General features: G+C 35.7%; 15 protein-coding genes. 11 read left to right on the top strand and 4 right to left on the bottom strand.

Going from position 1 to position 19,451, the window contains the following annotated elements; genetic code table 11:
* Positions 1–8: 8 nt before the first annotated feature.
* On the bottom strand, positions 9–611 hold the full coding sequence (locus BMX83_RS04025) for an NfeD family protein (RefSeq protein ID WP_091633714.1): 603 nt from the start codon (positions 609–611) through the stop codon (positions 9–11).
* 244 nt (positions 612–855) lie between these two features.
* Between BMX83_RS04025 and glgB the strand changes: the two genes are divergently transcribed.
* The 6 genes from glgB to BMX83_RS03995 all read left to right on the top strand — a co-directional run bounded on the left by glgB (position 856) and on the right by BMX83_RS03995 (position 10,621).
* Entirely contained in the window at positions 856–2,775 is a 1,920-nt protein-coding gene (glgB, locus tag BMX83_RS04020; protein ID WP_091633711.1) for a 1,4-alpha-glucan branching protein GlgB, read from the top strand.
* 54 nt (positions 2,776–2,829) lie between these two features.
* Positions 2,830–3,975 (top strand): glucose-1-phosphate adenylyltransferase, encoded by a 1,146-nt coding sequence (locus tag BMX83_RS04015; protein WP_091633709.1) that lies wholly within the window; start codon positions 2,830–2,832, stop codon positions 3,973–3,975.
* Positions 3,965–5,143 carry a glucose-1-phosphate adenylyltransferase subunit GlgD gene (glgD, locus tag BMX83_RS04010; RefSeq protein WP_177170491.1) on the top strand — a complete coding sequence of 393 codons (1,179 nt, stop codon included), beginning with the start codon at positions 3,965–3,967 and terminating at the stop codon, positions 5,141–5,143. The genes BMX83_RS04015 and glgD overlap by 11 nt, the downstream gene beginning before the upstream one ends.
* 4 nt (positions 5,144–5,147) lie before the next feature.
* Positions 5,148–6,584: a glycogen synthase GlgA gene (glgA, locus tag BMX83_RS04005; protein WP_091633794.1), complete on the top strand. Its 1,437-nt coding sequence runs from the start codon at positions 5,148–5,150 to the stop codon at positions 6,582–6,584.
* Between the two features lie 239 nt (positions 6,585–6,823).
* On the top strand, positions 6,824–9,262 hold the full coding sequence (locus BMX83_RS04000; RefSeq protein ID WP_091633705.1) for a glycogen/starch/alpha-glucan phosphorylase: 2,439 nt from the start codon (positions 6,824–6,826) through the stop codon (positions 9,260–9,262).
* 108 nt (positions 9,263–9,370) lie between these two features.
* On the top strand, positions 9,371–10,621 hold the full coding sequence (locus BMX83_RS03995) for an NCS2 family permease (RefSeq protein WP_091633702.1): 1,251 nt from the start codon (positions 9,371–9,373) through the stop codon (positions 10,619–10,621).
* A 64-nt stretch (positions 10,622–10,685) separates the two neighbouring features.
* Here BMX83_RS03995 and BMX83_RS03990 read toward each other — a convergent pair whose 3' ends face one another.
* Complete coding sequence (locus tag BMX83_RS03990; RefSeq protein ID WP_091633700.1) at positions 10,686–11,507, bottom strand: undecaprenyl-diphosphate phosphatase; 822 nt, start codon at positions 11,505–11,507, stop codon at positions 10,686–10,688.
* Positions 11,508–11,698: 191 nt separating this feature from the next.
* On the opposite strand from BMX83_RS03990, the gene BMX83_RS03985 reads away from it, so the two are divergent.
* Entirely contained in the window at positions 11,699–12,205 is a 507-nt protein-coding gene (locus BMX83_RS03985; RefSeq protein WP_091633697.1) for a PTS sugar transporter subunit IIA, read from the top strand.
* 87 nt (positions 12,206–12,292) lie between these two features.
* Here the strand turns inward: BMX83_RS03985 and BMX83_RS03980 are convergent, their stop codons facing one another.
* Positions 12,293–13,327 carry a lactonase family protein gene (locus BMX83_RS03980; RefSeq protein WP_091633695.1) on the bottom strand — a complete coding sequence of 345 codons (1,035 nt, stop codon included), beginning with the start codon at positions 13,325–13,327 and terminating at the stop codon, positions 12,293–12,295.
* 163 nt (positions 13,328–13,490) lie between these two features.
* Here BMX83_RS03980 and BMX83_RS03975 point away from each other — a divergent pair, with 163 nt between their 5' ends.
* The 4 genes from BMX83_RS03975 to BMX83_RS03960 all read left to right on the top strand — a co-directional run bounded on the left by BMX83_RS03975 (position 13,491) and on the right by BMX83_RS03960 (position 19,032).
* Entirely contained in the window at positions 13,491–14,678 is a 1,188-nt protein-coding gene (locus BMX83_RS03975) for an AI-2E family transporter (RefSeq protein WP_245746625.1), read from the top strand.
* A gap of 144 nt (positions 14,679–14,822) precedes the next feature.
* Positions 14,823–15,461, top strand: a complete 639-nt coding sequence (locus tag BMX83_RS03970; RefSeq protein WP_091633692.1) for a TetR/AcrR family transcriptional regulator — start codon at positions 14,823–14,825, stop codon at positions 15,459–15,461.
* Entirely contained in the window at positions 15,458–17,179 is a 1,722-nt protein-coding gene (locus BMX83_RS03965) for an ABC transporter ATP-binding protein (RefSeq protein WP_091633689.1), read from the top strand. The genes BMX83_RS03970 and BMX83_RS03965 overlap by 4 nt, the downstream gene beginning before the upstream one ends.
* Positions 17,179–19,032: an ABC transporter ATP-binding protein gene (locus tag BMX83_RS03960; RefSeq protein WP_091633686.1), complete on the top strand. Its 1,854-nt coding sequence runs from the start codon at positions 17,179–17,181 to the stop codon at positions 19,030–19,032. Before BMX83_RS03965 ends, BMX83_RS03960 begins: the two co-directional genes overlap by 1 nt.
* Positions 19,033–19,218: 186 nt before the next feature.
* Here BMX83_RS03960 and BMX83_RS11045 read toward each other — a convergent pair.
* A partial coding sequence (locus BMX83_RS11045) for a transposase (protein WP_245746624.1) occupies positions 19,219–19,451 on the bottom strand: 233 nt, incomplete at its 5' end.

The raw sequence follows: 19,451 nt of genomic DNA, 5'->3' as shown, positions 1-19,451 counted from the left end.
TCTCCTATCTATTTTTTTCTAACTGTTATCTTGGTTCCTTTTACTTTTTCTACAACGACTGCTGTATCTTTCGATATATGTCCTTCTGTACTTAATACGTCATACAAAGTGGAATCTTCACCAAAAGTTACTTTGCCCGATGGACGAAGGGGAGTAACAGCTACACCTTCTTCACCCACGTTGATTCTATCTTTTTCAACAGCCGTGCTATCGCTGGAACTTTGTATATTTGTTTGTAAAATAAGCTTGTTCACATTTGAGAGAGAGTAACCATTTTTAATTAGATAAATAATTACACCTGCTGTAATGACTACGGAAAAACTTAAATCTCGTATGGTCTGAGTAAAATCTCCAATAGTTAAATACAGGCCTGAGATTAAAAGTATGATTCCGATAATTCCCGAAGCACCAAAGTCTGGAACAAATATTTCAAAGACTATGAGCAATAATCCTGCAGTGAATAAAACGATAGGTAACCACGTTTCAGTACCTATAAAGTAGAAATAAGCGGCCATACTTAATAAGGCGAGCCCTGCGCCACTTTTAAAAAGTGGGGTGAGTATTGCTAGCGCTATTCCTATAAAGCCTAAACCTAGTAGTAGTCCTTCCATTAGTATGAATCCTCCTCTCTAGATTATTACAATATCTAATACACAACCATCATACCATTAAAGAAAAGAGTTGTCATCGGTCTGAAGGTGTAGATAAAAGCGTTACGGTCATTTAAAAAAAGTAAAAATTAAAAGTATTAAAGTTTGGTATACTCCCTTTATTTAAGTTACAATAATTATATAAGAACTTTCTAATTTTTATTTAAAACTTAAAGTGATTTGCTTCACAAAAAGGGGGATTTTGATGAGCAATGATGAAAAAAAATGGAGTGACAGTAAAGATGATGTAACTTCCTATTATCTTTTCAACCAGGGGACTAATTACGATAGTTATATGACTATGGGATGCAAGAAAGACGATGATGGATATAATTTTACAGTTTGGGCTCCGAATGCTAAAGAGGTATACCTCGTAGGCGATTTTAATAAATGGGCTGAACTTGATCGAATGGAAAAAGTTGAACAAACGGGTATCTTTAAGCTCAAAGATAGTAGACCTAAAAAAGGTGATTGTTATAAATATAAAATTGTGCAAGAAGATGGAACGGTTGCCTACAAGATAGATCCTTATGCTTATGAGTTTGAAGTGAGACCGAATGATGCCTCTATTGTGAGGGATCTCCCTGACAAAAAATGGAAAGATGGCTTGTGGATGGCTAATCGTAAACGGCTAGAACGCTATAACCGTCCTTTAAATATTTATGAAGTCCACATGAGTTCGTGGAAGCAACATGATGATGGAACATGGTTTACGATTGGCGAATTAAAAGAAGACCTAATCCCTTACGTAAAAAAAATGGGTTATACCCATATAGAGTTTATGCCTCTAATGGAACATCCACTTGATGCAAGTTGGGGATATCAGGCAACTGGGTTTTATGGTGTATCTTCTAAATATGGAACAATGGAAGAATTGCAAGATTTTGTTGAGTCTGCGCATCAAGAAAATATCGGAGTGATTATGGATTGGGTACCTGGTCATTTTAACCGTAATGACTACGGACTTGCTTATTATGATGGGACGCCACAATTTGAATATAGCGATCCTAATCAGGCTAATAATAATCGATGGGGAACGTTGAACTTTGATCTAGGAAAAAACCAAGTGAGGAGTTATTTAATATCCAATGCTTTATTCTGGCTAGAACAATTCCATCTAGATGGTTTACGGGTGGATGCAGTGAGTAATATGCTCTATCTGGACTATGACATAGGACCTTGGACACCAAATGACGAGGGAACAAATGTCAATAAAGCAGGCGTCGAATTTATCCAGCTCATGAACAAAGTGATTTTTGAAAGACATCCAGATACATTGATGATGGCAGAGGAGAGTACGGCTTGGCCAAAAGTGACCCACCCTGTGCATGAAGGTGGACTTGGGTTTAATTATAAATGGAATATGGGATGGATGAATGATACGTTACGTTTCTTTGAAATGGATCCCTTATTGAGAAAAAATCATTTCAATTTAATAACCTTTTCATTTATGTATACCTTTAATGAGAACTATATTTTACCTTTCTCTCACGATGAAGTTGTCCATGGTAAGAAATCGATGATGCACAAAATGCACGGCGATCGCTACAATCAATTTGCAGGATTAAGAACAATAGAAAGCTATCGTATGATGCATCCAGGGAAAAAATTACAATTTATGGGTGCAGAATTTGGTCAATTTCTTGAATGGCGATTTCAAGAGGGGCTTGCATGGGACAACCTTGATGATTCGATGAATGCCAATCATCTCGCGTTTACCCGAAAACTGAATGAGTTTTATAAGCAACACAGAGCTCTTTGGGAAGTCGATCATCAGTTTGAAGGGACAGAGATACTAGATGCAGATAATGAAGAGGAAACGACCTTGTTTTTTATTCGTAAAGGGAAAAAACCAAGAGATTTTCTAATTGTACTCTGTAATTTTGTACCCGTAGAAAGAAAAAATATTAAAGTGGGTGTTCCTTACAAAGGGCAATATGAGGAAGTATGGAATACTGAGTGGAGTAGTTTAGGGGGGACCTGGACTAAACCTCAGGGGATATTAAAAACGACCGAAGAAGTCGTACATGGAAAAACCTATGCTATAGAAGCACTATTACCAGCTTTAAGTGTTGTTGTACTGAGACCTAAACGTATTTACGGTGTGGCCAATAAAAAGGGATAAAAATTTAGTTATTACGAGGAGGGAAGGAAGGTCAATAGACACTTCCAAAAACGTATGAAAACTGAAACAGTCGCAATGATTTTAGCCGGAGGTCAGGGGTCTCGCTTAGGGAAACTAACAAAGCAAATTGCAAAACCCGCTGTACCTTTTGGTGGTAATTACCGTATCATCGACTTTGCTTTATCAAACTGTGCTAACTCTGGAATCAATGACGTAGGGGTGGTTACTCAGTATCAGCCACTCATTTTAAACAACCATGTTGGGAATGGTGCAAATTGGGGATTGAATAGACATGATGGCGAAGCAACAATTTTGCAGCCCTATTCAAGCATGGAAGGCGAAAAATTCTTTAAAGGAACTGCTCATGCAGTCTTTCAGAATATAGACTTTATAGATAATAAAGACCCTGAGTATGTCGTTATCCTCTCAGGAGACCATATTTATAAAATGGATTATCAAAAAATGCTCGATTACCATAAAGAACAAGAGGCAACATTAACTGTTGGAGTTATGCCTGTTCCTTGGGAAGATGCCTCACGTTTTGGCGTTATGAATACGGACAAAACTGATCGCATCGTCGAATTCCAGGAAAAACCAGAAAATCCAAAATCTAATTTAGCTTCAATGGGTATTTATATATTCAACTGGTCAAGATTGAAAAAGTATCTGGTTGACAGTCAAGCTAAAGACAGACAATTAACAGACTTTGGACACCATGTTATTCCTGCATACTTAAGAAATAATGAAGCGATATATGCCTATTCTTTTGAAGGATATTGGAAAGATGTTGGGACAATCGAAAGTTTGTGGAACGCAAATATGGAGTTCTTGGATCCTGAACATGAATTGAATATAAGGGATAGAAAATGGCGAGTTTATTCTAACAACCCCAACACGACACCGCAGTTTTTAACTGAAAGTGCGAATGTCTCTAACTCCATGATTACAGATGGATGTTATATAGCAGGTGAGATTGAACATTCTATTTTATCTCACAGTGTAAAAGTAGGAAAAAATTCTTATATCAAAAACTCATTCATCATGCCAAACGCAGTTATTGGCGAAAATGTGAAAATTGAAAAGGCAATTATTGGAGAAGGAGCACATATCCATGATGGAGTCGAAATAATAGGGACTTCAGATACAATTGAAGTAGTGGGGTACGATGAAGAAGTGGGAGGTTACTCAGATGAGAAATAAAGTTGCGCCTATTTTGAATTTAGTAGAAAATAGTGACAAATTAAAACCTTTAACAAATAGAAGACCTGTGGCCGCATTACCTTTTGGCTGCCGATATAGACTAATAGACTTCCCCTTTTCAAGTCTGACAGGGATAGAAGTACCGTCTGCAGCTCTGTTTATTTCAGGTTCTGGGCATTCGCTCTATGACCATATTCGTTCAGGTTCTACATGGGGTTTAGAATCAAGGGTTGGCGGTGGCGTATTTACGCACTCCCATATAAATCTTAAAGCCGAGTTAGAAGGGACAGAATTATACACGGGGAATTATTACGATGATCATTATCATTTTGTTTCACGCTCCAATGCTGAATACGTTTTGTTAATGGGGTCAAATATGTTATCTAATGTTCAGTTGGATTCTCTGATGCGTTTTCATTTGAAAAAAGAAAGTGACGTTACAGTTGTTTACAAAAAGATAAAACGTGGGGAGGTCCGTAAAGACTCTATTCATACCTCACTCTCTATGAGTGAAAGTGATTCAGAACGTATTGTAGGCTTTAATTCTATTGCTGATTTAACTGATACAGAGAACGCTCTGTTACTTAACATGGAGATAATGATTCTAGATAAAGAGACATTCTTGAAACTTCTTTATAAAGCCAGAAAACAGCAAAAAGATGTCACTGTAAAAAATCTGATTCAGTTCAGTCTAGATGATGATAAAACTATTTTTGGTTATGAATATACTGGGTATTTAAAAGTCATAGAAGACATTTCGAGCTACTTCCAAGCGAACATGGACATGTTGAATGAGGATAATTTTAATGCCTTATTTTATCGTGCTAATCCAGTGCTTACAAAGCCGAAGAATTCAGCACCAACCTATTATGGTGAGCAATCAGAAATAAATAACGCCCAATTTGCTAATGACTGTGAAGTTTACGGGAAAGTACAAAATGCTGTTATCTTTAGGAAGGTAAGTATAGCAGAAGGTGCTCAAGTAGAAAATTCAATCATTATGCAAGATTCTTGCATTGAGGAAGATGTATATTTAAATCATGTAATCCTAGATAAACACGTTTACGTGAAAAAAGGAGCTAGACTGGAAGGAACAATCGAAAATCCGATAGTAGTAGCTAAGGATAGTATTATATATGCAGAAGGAGACATAGAGAAGGGTGAATAAAAAAATGAAACTATTATTTGCCGCCTCTGAATGTGCACCGTTTTTTAAAACAGGAGGTCTAGGCGACGTTGTGGGGGCATTGCCCAAAGAGTTGGCAGACAAGGGACATGATGTTCGCGTGGTTTTACCGTATTTTATCAGTAAACTTGACGATACAACAAAAGAACAGCTCGAAGATGTGACCGACTTCATTGTTGAGGTCGGCTGGCGTAAACAATATTGCGGAATAAAAAAATTGGTAAAAGACTCAGTAACTTATTATTTTGTGGATAACACATTTCATTTTGACCGTTCAGAACTTTACGATTATGGCGATGACGGTGAACGCTTTGCATTCTTCCAACAAGCTATTATTGAAATGCTAGAAAAAATTGATTTTATACCTGATATTTTACATGTTAATGACTGGCAGACGGCGATGATCCCAGTACTTCTTAAAGATAAATATTCTTGGATTAATGCTTTAAAAGATATTAAAACAGTCTTAACTATTCATAATATCCTCTATCAGGGTGTTTTTGATCAGTATATTTTATCTGACTTTTATAACATTGGCTACGCAGCCTTTAACGAAGAAGGATTAAAATACGGGGACAAAGTGAGTTGGCTAAAAGGGGCTCTTTATTACTCTGATTTAGTTACAACTGTTAGTCCAACGTACGCAAAAGAAATTAAAACTCCTGAATTTGGTTATGGATTAGATAATGATCTTCGAAAAATTGATCATAAATTAGTGGGAATAATCAATGGCATAGACTATGATGCCTATAATCCTGAGAAGGATAAAACAATTCCGTATAATTTTTCTATTAAAAATTTAAAAGGTAAGATGAAGAATAAAAAAGCACTTCAAGAAAAAGTGGGGCTTCCGCAAGAAGATGTTGCTTTGATTGGAGTCGTAACACGTCTTGATGAACAAAAAGGTGTTCAACTTATTGTTGAGTCTATGGACGAGCTCTTAAAATTCAGAAAAGTACAGCTGGTTCTGTTAGGGACTGGAAAGCCTTATTTTGAAAAGGACTTGAAGCGTTTATCAGAAAAATATCCAGATAAATTTCAAGCAATCATCCATTTCGATAGTAATTTCGCACAATGGATCTATGCGGGGTCAGATTTCTTCTTGATGCCATCAGCGTTTGAGCCGTGTGGTCTATCACAACTTAACTCTTTACGATATGGTACATTGCCTATTGTTCATGAAGTAGGCGGACTTGTTGATACGGTCGATCCATACAATGAATTCCAAGAACAAGGGACAGGTTTCAGTTTCTATGATTTTGATTCAATTACAATGCTTAATACCATTGATCGTGCGCTGACGGTTTACTATGACAAGCCCGAAAGTTTCAAAAAAATTCAAGCGAGAGCCATGAGTATTAATAATAGTTGGGAGAAATCTGCTCAAGAATATATTGAACATTATAAGTATTTGATCTACTAAAATTAAATAAACGGATAGAGGGTTCGTATGGCCTGAGTGTGAAGGGCGGTACGAGCTCTTTTTATAAAAAAAGTAGGTATTTTGTCAAATGTTATAATGTTAACTATATTCTGTTTGAAAAAGGATAATAGATGCTAATAGATATCGATAAAATATAAATAGTGCGATTCATACTCGAAAGTCAATTTCTTTTGAATGCTCCTTTCGCGTATACTTATGACCAATACATGGAGGTTATTATGACATTAACTATAAAAAAATTCATTGAAGAATTTAAAGTGCAATTTCGAAGTATGTATGCTTACTCGTATAAGGAAGGGTCTAATGAGCAAATATATAATGCTCTAGGAATATATGTAAAAAATTATCTTTCAGAAAACTGGAAAAATACAAGAGAAAATTATGTAGAAAATAGTGTAAAACAAGTGTATTACTTTTCTATGGAATTTCTCCCAGGACGTCAACTTGAAAGTAATGCCTATAATTTAGGTTTACTTGATACAATAAAAGAAGGACTAGAAGAAATGGGTTTATCATTTCATGAGTTGGAAGAAGCCGAGGCCGATCCTGCACTTGGAAATGGTGGTTTAGGTCGTTTGGCATCTTGCTTTATGGATTCTTTGGCTTCACTTGGAATACCAGGGAATGGAAATGGAATCAGATATCAGTACGGTCTTTTCAAGCAAAAATTTGTAGATGGTTATCAGGTCGAATTACCTGAAAATTGGCTTCGTTATAGAAACGTATGGGAAACGCGTAACGACAAGTCAACCTGTATGGTGAGATTCGGAGGAAACGTTTGGCTAGAAAAAAATCATTTAGGACATATGAAAACTAAATATGAGAACACGTTAAATGTTTTAGCAGTGCCTTATGATACACCGATGGTTGGTTACAGAAATGATATAGTTAATAATTTAAGACTTTGGTCTGCGGAAACTCCAGTTGAAGAAGAAGAGAATTATCATACTCTGGAAGCGACAGAACCAATAAAAGAAATTACTCAAGTGCTGTATCCCGATGATTCAAATTACGAAGGAAGATTGTTGAGGCTGAAACAGGAATACTTCATGGTTTCAGCAGGTGTGCAGTCCATTTTACGTCATTATAAAAAATATAATTTACCAAGAAAAAATATTCCAGATAAAGTGGCGATTCATATCAATGATACGCATCCAGCTCTGGTCATTCCAGAGATGATGCGCATCTTACTTGATGAGGAGCATTTGTCATGGGAGCAAGCTTTTGAAATCACCTTTAAAACATGTAGTTACACCAATCATACAATTCTAAGAGAGGCCTTAGAAAAATGGCCGGTTGATATGATGAAAGACTTGTTACCGCGTATTTATATGATTATTGAAGAAATTAATAAACGTTTTGTTGAAACAACATTACCTATTTATGGTGAGCGTATCACATGGCAAACAGCTATTTTACAAAATGGTGTCGTGAATATGGCTCATTTAGCTGTAATCGGTAGTCATAGTGTCAATGGTGTTGCTAAGCTTCATACAGAAATATTAATGGATGATGTATTAAAAGACTTCTTTGAGCTATACCCTGAAAGGTTTAATAATAAAACCAATGGAATAACGCAAAGACGCTGGATTCAATTATCCAACCCAGGTTTGACTGATTTATTAGACGAAAAGATAGGCCAAAAATGGAAGAGAAATCCTGCGGAGCTAAAAGTTTTTAAAGGATTTGAACAGGATGAGAAAACGATTAATGAATTGGCCAAGATAAAGCTTGAAAATAAAGTTCGATTGGCTGAGTATATTGAAGAGGTTCAAGGGATAAAAGTAAATCCTAAAGCCATTTTTGATGTACAAATTAAACGTCTACACGCTTATAAGCGTCAGCATTTAAATATGTTGCATATTCTTTACCGTTATCTGGAGATAAAAGAAAATCCATCAATAGATTATACGCCGCGTGTCTTTATATTTGGAGCCAAGGCAGCGCCAAGTTATGTGTATGCAAAACAAATTATCAAAGTCATCAATTCATTAGCCGAGTTAATAAATAACGATACAGATATCGGTGACAAATTAAAAATTGTCTTTTTTGAAAATTATGGCGTTTCGCTCGCAGAGAAAATCATACCAGCTGCCGATGTTAGTGAACAGATTTCACTTGCAAGTATGGAAGCTTCAGGAACGAGTAATATGAAGCTGATGGCTAATGGTGCATTAACACTAGCAACACTAGATGGTGCTAATATTGAAATAAAAGATTTTGTCGGAGAAGAAAATATGTTTGTTTTTGGCTTATCTAGTAATGACGTTTATGAACTTAAAGCAGCAAACAACTATAATTCCAAAGCTATTTATGAATCGAATGATAAGCTGCGACGGACGTTAGATGCCTTGACAAATGATACAATCCCAGGCTTAAATGGAGAAGGTTATGCTATCTTTGATTCTTTAGTCAATTATAATGATGAGTATTTTGTATTGAAGGATTTTGAATCGTATGTAGATGCTCAAGAAAAAGTGGATGCTTTGTACAAAGATGAAAAGGAATGGACAAGAAAATCACTCCTAAATATCGCATCATCTGCACCTTTTTCAGCTGATTATACAATCAAGCGCTATTCAGATGATATCTGGAAAGTAAAGCAATATGTAGGGCAAAAGAATGGTGTACAGTTATTAGATGAACCCTTAGTATAAGAAATGATTAACTTGTCTTTATTTAAAAGACAAGTTTTTCTTTTCATTTAAATGAAACCTTGTTAAACTAAGGTGTATCGTTAATTTAAAAAGAAAGAGGCTGTATTGATGTTTGACCGATTTAATTTAATAGAAAACAAAACAACAGTTAAACAGGAAGTTTTAGCTGGATTAGTTACATTTTTTTCAATTTCGTATGTCTTGTTCGTAAACCCAATGATTCTTGGAGAAGCTGGTGTACCAAGTGAATTCAGTGTGTTTTCAACTATATTCATATCTGTGATCGGCAGTTTTTTAATGGGGTGGTTTGCTAATGTTCCTTTAGCAATGGCACCAGGTATGGGAGAAAATGCCTTTTTTACGTTCACTTTAGTAGCGGCTTTAGGATTGACTTGGCAGTCGAGTCTAGGTGTTGTTGTTGTTTCTGGAGCAATTTTCTCCTTGCTTGCTTTATTTGGGGTTATGAGCAAAGTCAGCCAAGCTATTCCGACCATGCTGAAACAAGCAATTACGGTTGGGATTGGGCTATTTCTTGTAGTGATAGGCCTTGAGAACATGGGTGTTATTGTCGAGGGAAGTTTAAAGTGGAACACTGTTGGAGTTATAGGACTTATTTTTGTACTACTGATTAAACGCTTTAATGTAAAAGGCGGATTCTTATATGCTATCCTATTTACCACATTACTTTATTGGGTTATATATTTTGATTCTTTTGAAGCGGTGTCTTTTAATTTAAAACCGCTCTTTAATTTTGATGAGCTTGTTACAGCAATTGATTTTAGTCAGTTCTTTTCAGTCGAATTTCTACTTGGTGTTTTTTCACTCACAATGTTATTGATGTTTGAAACAATCGGTATGATTGAGGCATTATTGGAAGATAGAAAGCGAAGCATGAAGGCTTATAAAATTGGAGCGATAGCCAGTTTTATATCTGGATTACTCGGAACTAGTCCGGCCATTCCTGTTGCAGAAAATGGTGCCGGTATTGCTGAGGGGGGAAGAACGGGCTTAACAGCTATAACTACAGGAGTTATGTTCCTAATGGCTTTGTTTTTAGCTCCTTTTTTATCGTATATCCCTTCAGAAGCAGTGGGACCTGTCATTGTTGCTACAGGCTTTTCAATGGCTTTTACAGTACGTTCTATTAAAGTAGAAAAAGTAGTCGAGTGGTTGCCTCTTGTATTGATTATTATACTGATACCAGTTACTGGCAGCATCGTCGACGGAATGGCGTACGGCTTTATTCTTTACCCATTCGTTCAAATAGCTATTGGCAAAAAAAATAAGCTTACACTCGTTCAGTGGATAGTTAGTGGGTTATTTTTACTTACTTTACTTGCAACATACTTCTTGATTTAATTTATATGAAACTTAAAAGAGAGCCAAGGTCATATAGTGCCCCTGGCTCTCTTTTTTGTGCGCCTTAACCTAATAATGCGAAGTAACCAATCACAACAAGTCCAATGACAATTCGATACCAACCAAATAAGCTGAAGTCATTTTTCCTAATGTAGTTCATCAAGAATTTAATTGCGAAGATTGAAACAGCGAATGAGAACAAGCAACCAACAAGAAGAATAATGAGTTCTTCGGATGTAAAGTTGAAACCAAAACCAAGCAATTTAAGCATGCTTGCTCCTACCATAACAGGTATGGAAAGAAAGAAGGAAAACTCCGCTGCAAGCGGACGAGCTGTGCCGATCAATATTGCTCCCACAATTGTCGCACCAGAACGCGATGTGCCCGGGATGAGCGCCAATACCTGAAAGAAACCGATCATTAATGCAATCCGATAAGTTAGTTGCTCCCAGTTTGTAATCTTCGGTTTTTTTCCTTTGTTCATTTTTTCAATAACAATAAATGCAATACCGTAAAAAATTAAAGCAACAGACACGGTTTGCCAGTTAAAGAAGACTTCATTGATTTTATCTTCAAATAATAACCCAAAAACACCAGCCGGAATGACACCGATAATAACTTTAAACCAAATGTGCCATGTTTCTTTTTTTTGATCATCATTTTTATCAGCATCAAACGGATTAAGCTTTTTGAAGAATATAATGATTACAGCCAAAATAGATGCGAGCTGTATAACGACAAGAAACATTTCCTTAAAGGCAGGGCTTGTATTTAAAACTAAAAATTCATCGACCAGTATCATATGGCCAGTACTACTAATTGGGAGCCATTCGGTAATACCTTGTACGATTCCCAAAATAATTGATTTGATAATTTCTATAAACACTTAAATAACTCCTTCAATAAAATATATTTGCTTTCTAATAATATCGAACTTAGGAATGAAATACCAGATATATTAAAAAAAATTACATAAAGATCATTTTAATTTATGAATTGTCTCGTGTATGCTATTATTATAATAGATTGAGTGGTAAAATATAATTAAAATTTAAATAAAAGAAAGTAGGGACAATTATGGGTATATTTGATTTTCTAAAAGGGAAAGATAAAGAATCAAAAGATCCAAAAGTATCATTAGTGAGTCCAGTTAATGGTAAGGTTATTCCAATTGAAGAAGTTGAGGATCCAGTATTTTCTCAGAAAATGATGGGAGATGGATTTGGAGTCGTCCCAAGCGATGGAGATGTTTACGCACCAGGCTCAGGAAAAGTTGTTAGTGTATTTCCTACCCAGCATGCTGTTGGATTAGAACTGGATAACGGCATCGAAGTGCTCGTGCACATCGGAATCGACACAGTTGAACTTGAAGGTGGACCATTTGATACTTTAGTAAAAGAAGGAGATAAAGTAACAACGGATACAAAAATTTCGACTGTAGATCTAGACGGCTTAAAAAAAGCAGGAAAAAAAGATACAGTTATTATTGTCTTCACTAATATGGACCAAGTGGATGACTATAGCTTAAACACTACCGGAGAAACCACCAAAGGAACTGAGATTGGTACTGTAACGTCTAAATAGTGTGACTTGAAATACTATAATTTAAAAACAGGCTAGGGCAATTGCCCTAGCCTGTTTTTAAATAAAATAAGGATTGCTTTTGCCTGCTTAAAACTTTACACAGATGACTTCTGGGGCGAAAACGTCTTTTTGCAATAAAGTCAGAGTGCCGTCTTTATCATTTCTTTCAAATAACGTTAGATTATCTGAGTCTTGGTGACCAACCACTATGAAACATTCGGAAGGATCAAGATTAAAATCTCGAGGAGTTTCACCCTCAGTAGGCGTATGATTTACAAGAGTTAAAGTGCCATCTTCTGCTGCTTCGTAAATGGCAATGGAATCATGTCCACGATTTGATGCATAAACAAAACGACCGTCTGAGCTTATACGAATAGCCGCTGCGCCATTAAAGGCATCGTAGTCTTGTGGGATAGAAGAAATTGTCTGAATGGGGGTAAGCGTCCCATTCGTGCTGTTATAGCTAAAAACAATGACATCACTACTTAATTCGCCTACCACATAGGCAAAGCGGTTATTAGGGTGAAAGACTATGTGTCTAGGCCCAGTCCCAGGTGTAACAGAAATGACATCACAAACAGTGAGTTTATTCTCATCATCCAGCGTATACATGAGAAGTTCATCTGAACCCAAATCACAAGAGACCAAGAATTTTTTGTCAGGTGTAAAATCGAAATAATGCGCATGTGGCGATTGTTGGTTTTCATGCACAGATTTTCCTGAGTGAACATGTGTATCTACTAAGGTTAAGTCACCATCAGTAGAAGTTCGATAAACGGAAACTTGTCCCTTATGATAGTTTGCAGTGAATATAAGTTGTTTAGCTTGATCATAAGCAATATAGCAAGGTGGAGCACCATCTGAAAACACACTATCGCTTTTTGTATATGATTTTTGCTGTTTGTTATATTTATAAGATGCAATCCCACCCTGTCCATTGGAAGATTTTGCAATAGAAAAAAGTAAACTGTAATCATTGTTTCCCGCAAGATAAGTTGGGGTAGAAACAGTGACTTCTTCCTTTAAATCAATTAACTGTTTTTTTTGTTCGTCTAGTTTCACACTATAAATACCTTCACTTTTTCTTTTAGTATAGGTACCAAGTAATATTTTTTGGGTCATACGTCCTTCCTCCTTAAGTGCATTTAATTTTCCTATACAGTATAACAGAATTACTGATGAGGGTACAAAAGAGAGGAAACAGAAAAAAGAAGAAAATGTTGGAATGAATATTTACCTTTATGTCATGAGTGTGTGCTAAAATAGAAGAAACGAGGTGGGAAAATTGAACAATAAAGAAGATAAACATTACTCAAACAAATGGCATGATACCTGGTTCTGGAAACAAATTATTGATAATAAGTTTGTCACTGTACTGCTTGTTATTTTTCTTTTAGCGTTGAATGTTTTTATGATTACACAAATCTCTTATATATTTGAACCACTTATGATAGCTTTTAGTATCGTTGGACCTCCAATTATTTTTGCTGTTATCTTTTATTATCTTTTTACACCATTAGTTGATTGGCTGGAGAATAAACGCTTTTCTAGAAACACCGCGATTGCGTTTGTATTTAGTGTCGTTATTCTTGTGATTATTGGTGGAATGAATTACATTGTTCCAATCATACAGAAACAAGTGTTGTCACTTATAGATATTTGGCCGTCTTACTGGAAAAACTTCATAGACCAAGTTGAAACCTTACTTAATATTGGCATTCTATCTGATTTAATGAATCAAACTGAGAGTACGTCATTTGTTGAGACACTTACAGATCAAACGTCATCTGTTTTAAATGCAACCGTTGGGGGTATTGGCAGCGTTATTGGTACAATCACACGTACGTTTATTACTCTATTTACAATGCCTTTTGTACTTTTTTATCTGCTTAAAGATGGGAAGGGAATCCCACATAAACTCTTTCGCTTTATCCCTACAAAAGCAAGACCAACTATAAGTAAACTGTTTACAGATATTAATAAAAAAATTAGCTATTACGTTAGAGGCCAATTAATTGTGGCAGTTTTTGTAGGACTTATGTTTTACATTGGATTTTCAATTATTGGTTTAGATTTCGCTTTGACTCTAGGTATATTCGCCGGATTTTTAAATTTAATACCTTACCTAGGATCATTTATAGCGACAATACCCGCACTAATTATTGCGGTAGTCGATTCGCCCTTTATGCTTTTAAAAGTGATGATTGTTTTTGGAGTTGAACAATTGCTTGAAGGACGTGTTATTTCACCACAAGTTTTAGGTAATTCATTAAAAATTCATCCAGTCAATATTATTTTTCTTTTACTTGTAGCTGGGCGATTATTCGGTCTAATGGGTGTAGTATTTGGTATACCTGGATATGCGATTTTAAAAATAATCTTGTCAATGCTTTTTCAGTGGTATAGGCAGAATTCTGATTTATACGATACAGAAGAGACAACAGAAGTCACTGATGAAACGACTGAAAAATAGAATAATTCAAACATCTTAGTTCAAACGACTTGGACTAAGATTTCTTTTTTTAGTATCTTTCTCTTGCATCATGACAACTCGGCACATATAATAACATAATATGACAAGTTGTCATTTTAAAATTTCGTTCAAGGAGGTATTAAATTGCCGACACAAACATTCTTTAATTTATCGGAAGAAAAAAGAGAACGACTAATTGCTGGAGCAATGAAGGAGTTTTCGGCTAAACCATTGAATGAAGCGTCTATTTCAAACATTGTTAAAAATTCAGAGATCTCTCGAGGTAGTTTTTATCAGTATTTTGAAGATAAAAAAGACTTATACTTTTTTCTGATAGGAAAATTCAGGTGTAATTATCATAATTTAATGCTTAAAAGTTTTCAGGAAAAAAAAGGTGATTTTTATGAAGGCTTCAAGTTATTTAGTGAAAAATACGTGATGTATATTATGGAATCAAAAAAGTTTGGTTTTTTTGAAAATATGTATCTTCATATGAATTATCAAATTAATCGAGAAGTACGCGTGGATTTTAAAGGGAAACAAACACGCCCAACAAAAGATGAGCGTCTTATTGATGTCATAAATAGGGACAATTTAAAAATTGATTCTGAAAATGAACTACTTGATATATTGAAGTATTTTCTAAGTATGTTGAATGATACAATCATGGAAGGCTTTTGGAAAGAACTATCAGTAAAAGAAACTCAAAACTTATTTATTAAACGATTGGAATGGATCACCTATGGTATTGCTATTCCAGAAAAGAAAGAGGGAAATGTATGATTAGATTAGGAAAGTGGATGAATCCATGGCGTATATTTTTAAGTCTAGTTTTTTTAGCAGTACAAATTGTAGGCATGCTTGCCATGCCAACGATCACCGCTAATATTATTGATTACGGTGTGGCAGAAGGAAATATTGATTATATTGTACAAACAGGTTTCATCATGCTGGGTTTTACATTTCTAACAATAACCTCAGCCTTGGGTAATGTATATTTCGCTGCTAAAGAGTCACAAGGATTGGGCGATAAAATTAGAAGAAAGATTTATACGACGGTTGCCTACTTTACCAATGAAGAGATTGATAAATTTGGGACCTCAACACTTATTACACGAACAACGAATGATGTCATGCAGATTCAATTCGTTATGATGATGGTGTTACGTGTCATGGCGCTTTCGCCGTTTCTTATGATAGGGGCAGGAATCATGGCTTTCACAAGAGAGCCTCAATTAGCTTTTGTATTTTTGATTTCTATACCAGCTTTGGGACTTTTGTTGTACCTAATTTTAAGAGCAACGAGTCCAATTTTTAAATCATTGCAATTAAAAACAGATAAACTAAATAGAGTCTTCAGAGAAGGCTTAACTGGGATTCGTGTCATCCGTGCGTTCAATAAAGATAAATATGAAAAAGAACGATTTGATGATGCGAACTGGGATTTCGCTTCTACATCAATTAAAGCTTTTACTCGATTAGCTTTCATGATGCCAGCAATGACCTTTGCTATTAGTATTACTAATATTATGATAATTTGGTTTGGATCACAGTTAATTAGTGTTGGAGACATGCAAGTAGGAAATTTAGTTGCCTTTATGACATATGCTATGCAAATTCTTATCGGTGTTATGATGTTATCTCAGTCATTATTTTTCCTACCACGTGGACAAGTTGCTGCTTCTAGAGTTTTAGAAGTCATAGATACACCTAATATTATTAAAGATCCAAAAAGTCCAAAAGAATTGGCAACAAAAGATGGTGCGTCACTAGCATTCAATGACGTAAGTTATCGTTATCCTGGGGCTGAAAAACCTGCCGTGTGTAACATTGATTTCACTTTGAAAAAAGGAGAACGTTTAGCCATTATAGGTGGTACAGGCTCTGGTAAAACGACTTTAGCTAATTTGATTCCACGTTTATATGATGTTGAGAGTGGCTCAATAAAAGTTAATGGCAAAGATATTAGAGAAGTGGAACAAGGTAAACTAAGACAACTTGTAGGCTTTGCTCCGCAGAAAGCTATTTTATTTTCGGGTACGATTCGAGATAATTTAAAATATGGGAAACCGGATGCTACAGATAAAGAGATATGGCATGCATTGGATGTTGCTCAAGGAAAAGACTTTGTTCTAGGTTTATCGGATCAACTCGATGCATATGTAGAACAAGGCGGAGGAAACTTCTCTGGAGGACAAAGACAGAGATTAAGTATTGCCAGAGCTTTAGTTACAGAAGGAGATATTTTAGTTTTTGATGACTCTTTCTCAGCACTGGACTTCAAAACAGATGCTAAACTTAGAGAAGCATTAGAACCCGAAACAAAAGACGCAGCTGTCGTTATTATAGCTCAACGTATTAGTACAGTTGTGGATGCGAATCAAATTATCGTTTTAGATAAAGGTAAAATGGTAGGAAAAGGAACACATAAAGAATTAAAAGAAACGAATAAAGTATATCAAGAAATAATGGATTCTCAGTTGAAAGGAGAGGACATTTAATGGCTAAAGATTCAAAAAATGCTGCACATTTAAAAGCAAAAAGAGCCAATAATTTTTGGGGAACGACTTTACGCTTAGTTCGTTATATGTCAACTCGCTTTTGGGGGCTAGCAGCAACATTTATTTTAGTTATAGGTGCAACCATATTAGCTACACTAGCGCCGTATATTTTAGGTAAAGCAACAACTGAAATATATCGCGGGATTCAAGAAGGTAGGATGCTAAGAGAGGCTGGGGAGGTTGTTGATACATTCCCTATAGATTTTGATTATATAAAAAATATACTCATTACTGTTGCAATTGTCTATATTACACAAGCAGTATTTAGGTATTTCCAACAATATATCACTGCTCATATCGCTCAAAAGACTGTGTATGATATGCGTAAAGATTTAAAAGAAAAGATGTCAACACTGTCGATAGAATATTATGATACACATTCTAATGGAGATATCATGTCACGAGCGGTCAATGACATGGACCAAATCGCTAATACCTTGCAGCAATCTTTGACTCAATTTATTATGAGTGTGGTCCAGTTTGTTACTGTGCTGATAGTTATGTTCAGTATCAATATTCAATTAACGCTAGTAACAATCGTCACGGTGCCGATTAGTTTTCTCTTGATTGCCTTTGTAGCTCCAAAGTCGCAGAAACAATTTGCTGCCCAGCAAAAAGAACTTGGGGTTTTGAATGATCAAGTTGAAGAAACGTATTCTGGACATACAATAGTTAAAACGTACAACAGAGAAGAAGATGAAATAGAAAAATTTGTAGAGCAAAGTGCAAAATTAAATAAAGCATCATGGAAAGCTCAGTTTCTAACAGGTATCATGATGCCACTGGTCAGTTTTGCTCGAGACTTAGGATATTTCGGTGTAGCCATCATTGGTGGGATCGGAGTAGCTAACGGAACAGTATCATTAGGTAATGTTCAAGCGTTCATTCAGTATGTTAATCAATTTTCTCAGCCAGTAAGGCAGTTAGCCAATTTAGCTAACACGATTCAAGTAACGATTGCTTCTTGTGAACGTATTTTTGAAGTACTTGACGAGGACCCAATGAAAGAAACGGAGTCCGGCTTGGAACCTAGAGAAAATACAAACTATAAAATTGAGTTTGAAAATGTAGAGTTTGGATATGGTCAGGACGACCTCCTTATGACAGACTTTAATCTAACAGTAAAAGAAGGACAAATGATTGCAGTTGTTGGACCAACAGGGGCAGGAAAGTCCACGCTAATCAATTTATTGGAACGCTTTTATGACGTAAAAGGTGGTAGCATCCGATATGAAGGTGTAGATACCAGAGATATAAAGAAAGACAAATTACGTAATAAGTTCTCGATGGTATTACAGGATACGTGGTTATTCAACGGCACGATTTGGGAAAATCTTAGATACGGTAGTCATGAAGAAAATCCAAGTGATCAGGAAATTTTGGAGGCAGCTGAAGCCGCTCATGTGGATGATTTTGTTAGACGTCTGCCAGAAGGCTATGATACGATGCTGAATGAGGAAGGAACAAATATTTCTCAAGGACAAAGACAGTTAATAACAATAGCTCGTGCTTTCCTTGCTGATCCTGAAGTTCTGATACTTGATGAAGCAACTTCATCTGTAGATACGCGAACAGAAATATTGATACAACGGGCTATGGGAAGATTGCTTGAAAATAGAACAAGCTTTGTAGTAGCTCACCGCTTATCAACGATTAGAGATGCGGACAAGATTATTGTGATGAATCATGGTGATGTCATTGAAACGGGTAACCATGAAGAGCTGATAGAACAAGATGGTTTCTATGCAGATTTATATAATGCACAATTCCAATCCACAGATGAACAACTATAAACAATATAAAAAGAGCTTCTAAAAAGTTTTATAGGCATGTGACACTGGGACGAATAAGTACAAGAGAAACAAATGACAAGGATGCGTTTGAACCAGATTTAAAAAAGCTAGAAATACTGGTTCTTTGTCAAATCGTGTTGGTCAGAGATTTCCGAGGTAGAAAGTCGACATGCTTTCTACCTTTATTTATGCGACTTTAGTATTTAATTGTTTGACGATTTCTTTTTCTTCTTCAAAAGTTAAGGGTCTGATTTCTTTGTTGGTCTTTTCTTTCAACTTAAAGCTAATTAGAATACGTGCTCTCAAATGTTTAAAATTACGATAACCATAGCCACTTCGCTTTATTGTTTTAATCTTATTGTTAATGCCCTCAAGGTGTCCATTGGACAAGGTATACTTACAGGAATTTTCTATGGAAT

It is taken from the genome of Alkalibacterium gilvum, assembly GCF_900109085.1.
In the GTDB taxonomy this organism is placed as follows: Bacteria; Bacillota; Bacilli; order Lactobacillales; family Carnobacteriaceae_A; genus Alkalibacterium; species Alkalibacterium gilvum.
The sequence above is the reverse complement of the archived record's forward strand: the minus strand, read 5'-3'. Positions and strand labels throughout refer to the sequence as shown.

Coding starts and splice junctions, on each gene's coding strand:
- glgB (WP_091633711.1), top strand. CDS start 856: ATGAGCAATGATGAAAAAAAATGGAGTGACAGTAAAGATGATGTAACT.
- glgA (WP_091633794.1), top strand. CDS start 5,148: ATGAAACTATTATTTGCCGCCTCTGAATGTGCACCGTTTTTTAAAACA.
- glgD (WP_177170491.1), top strand. CDS start 3,965: ATGAGAAATAAAGTTGCGCCTATTTTGAATTTAGTAGAAAATAGTGAC.
- BMX83_RS03995 (WP_091633702.1), top strand. CDS start 9,371: ATGTTTGACCGATTTAATTTAATAGAAAACAAAACAACAGTTAAACAG.
- BMX83_RS04000 (WP_091633705.1), top strand. CDS start 6,824: ATGACATTAACTATAAAAAAATTCATTGAAGAATTTAAAGTGCAATTT.
- BMX83_RS03960 (WP_091633686.1), top strand. CDS start 17,179: ATGGCTAAAGATTCAAAAAATGCTGCACATTTAAAAGCAAAAAGAGCC.
- BMX83_RS04025 (WP_091633714.1), bottom strand. CDS start 611: ATGGAAGGACTACTACTAGGTTTAGGCTTTATAGGAATAGCGCTAGCA.
- BMX83_RS03985 (WP_091633697.1), top strand. CDS start 11,699: ATGGGTATATTTGATTTTCTAAAAGGGAAAGATAAAGAATCAAAAGAT.
- BMX83_RS03965 (WP_091633689.1), top strand. CDS start 15,458: ATGATTAGATTAGGAAAGTGGATGAATCCATGGCGTATATTTTTAAGT.
- BMX83_RS04015 (WP_091633709.1), top strand. CDS start 2,830: ATGAAAACTGAAACAGTCGCAATGATTTTAGCCGGAGGTCAGGGGTCT.
- BMX83_RS03980 (WP_091633695.1), bottom strand. CDS start 13,327: ATGACCCAAAAAATATTACTTGGTACCTATACTAAAAGAAAAAGTGAA.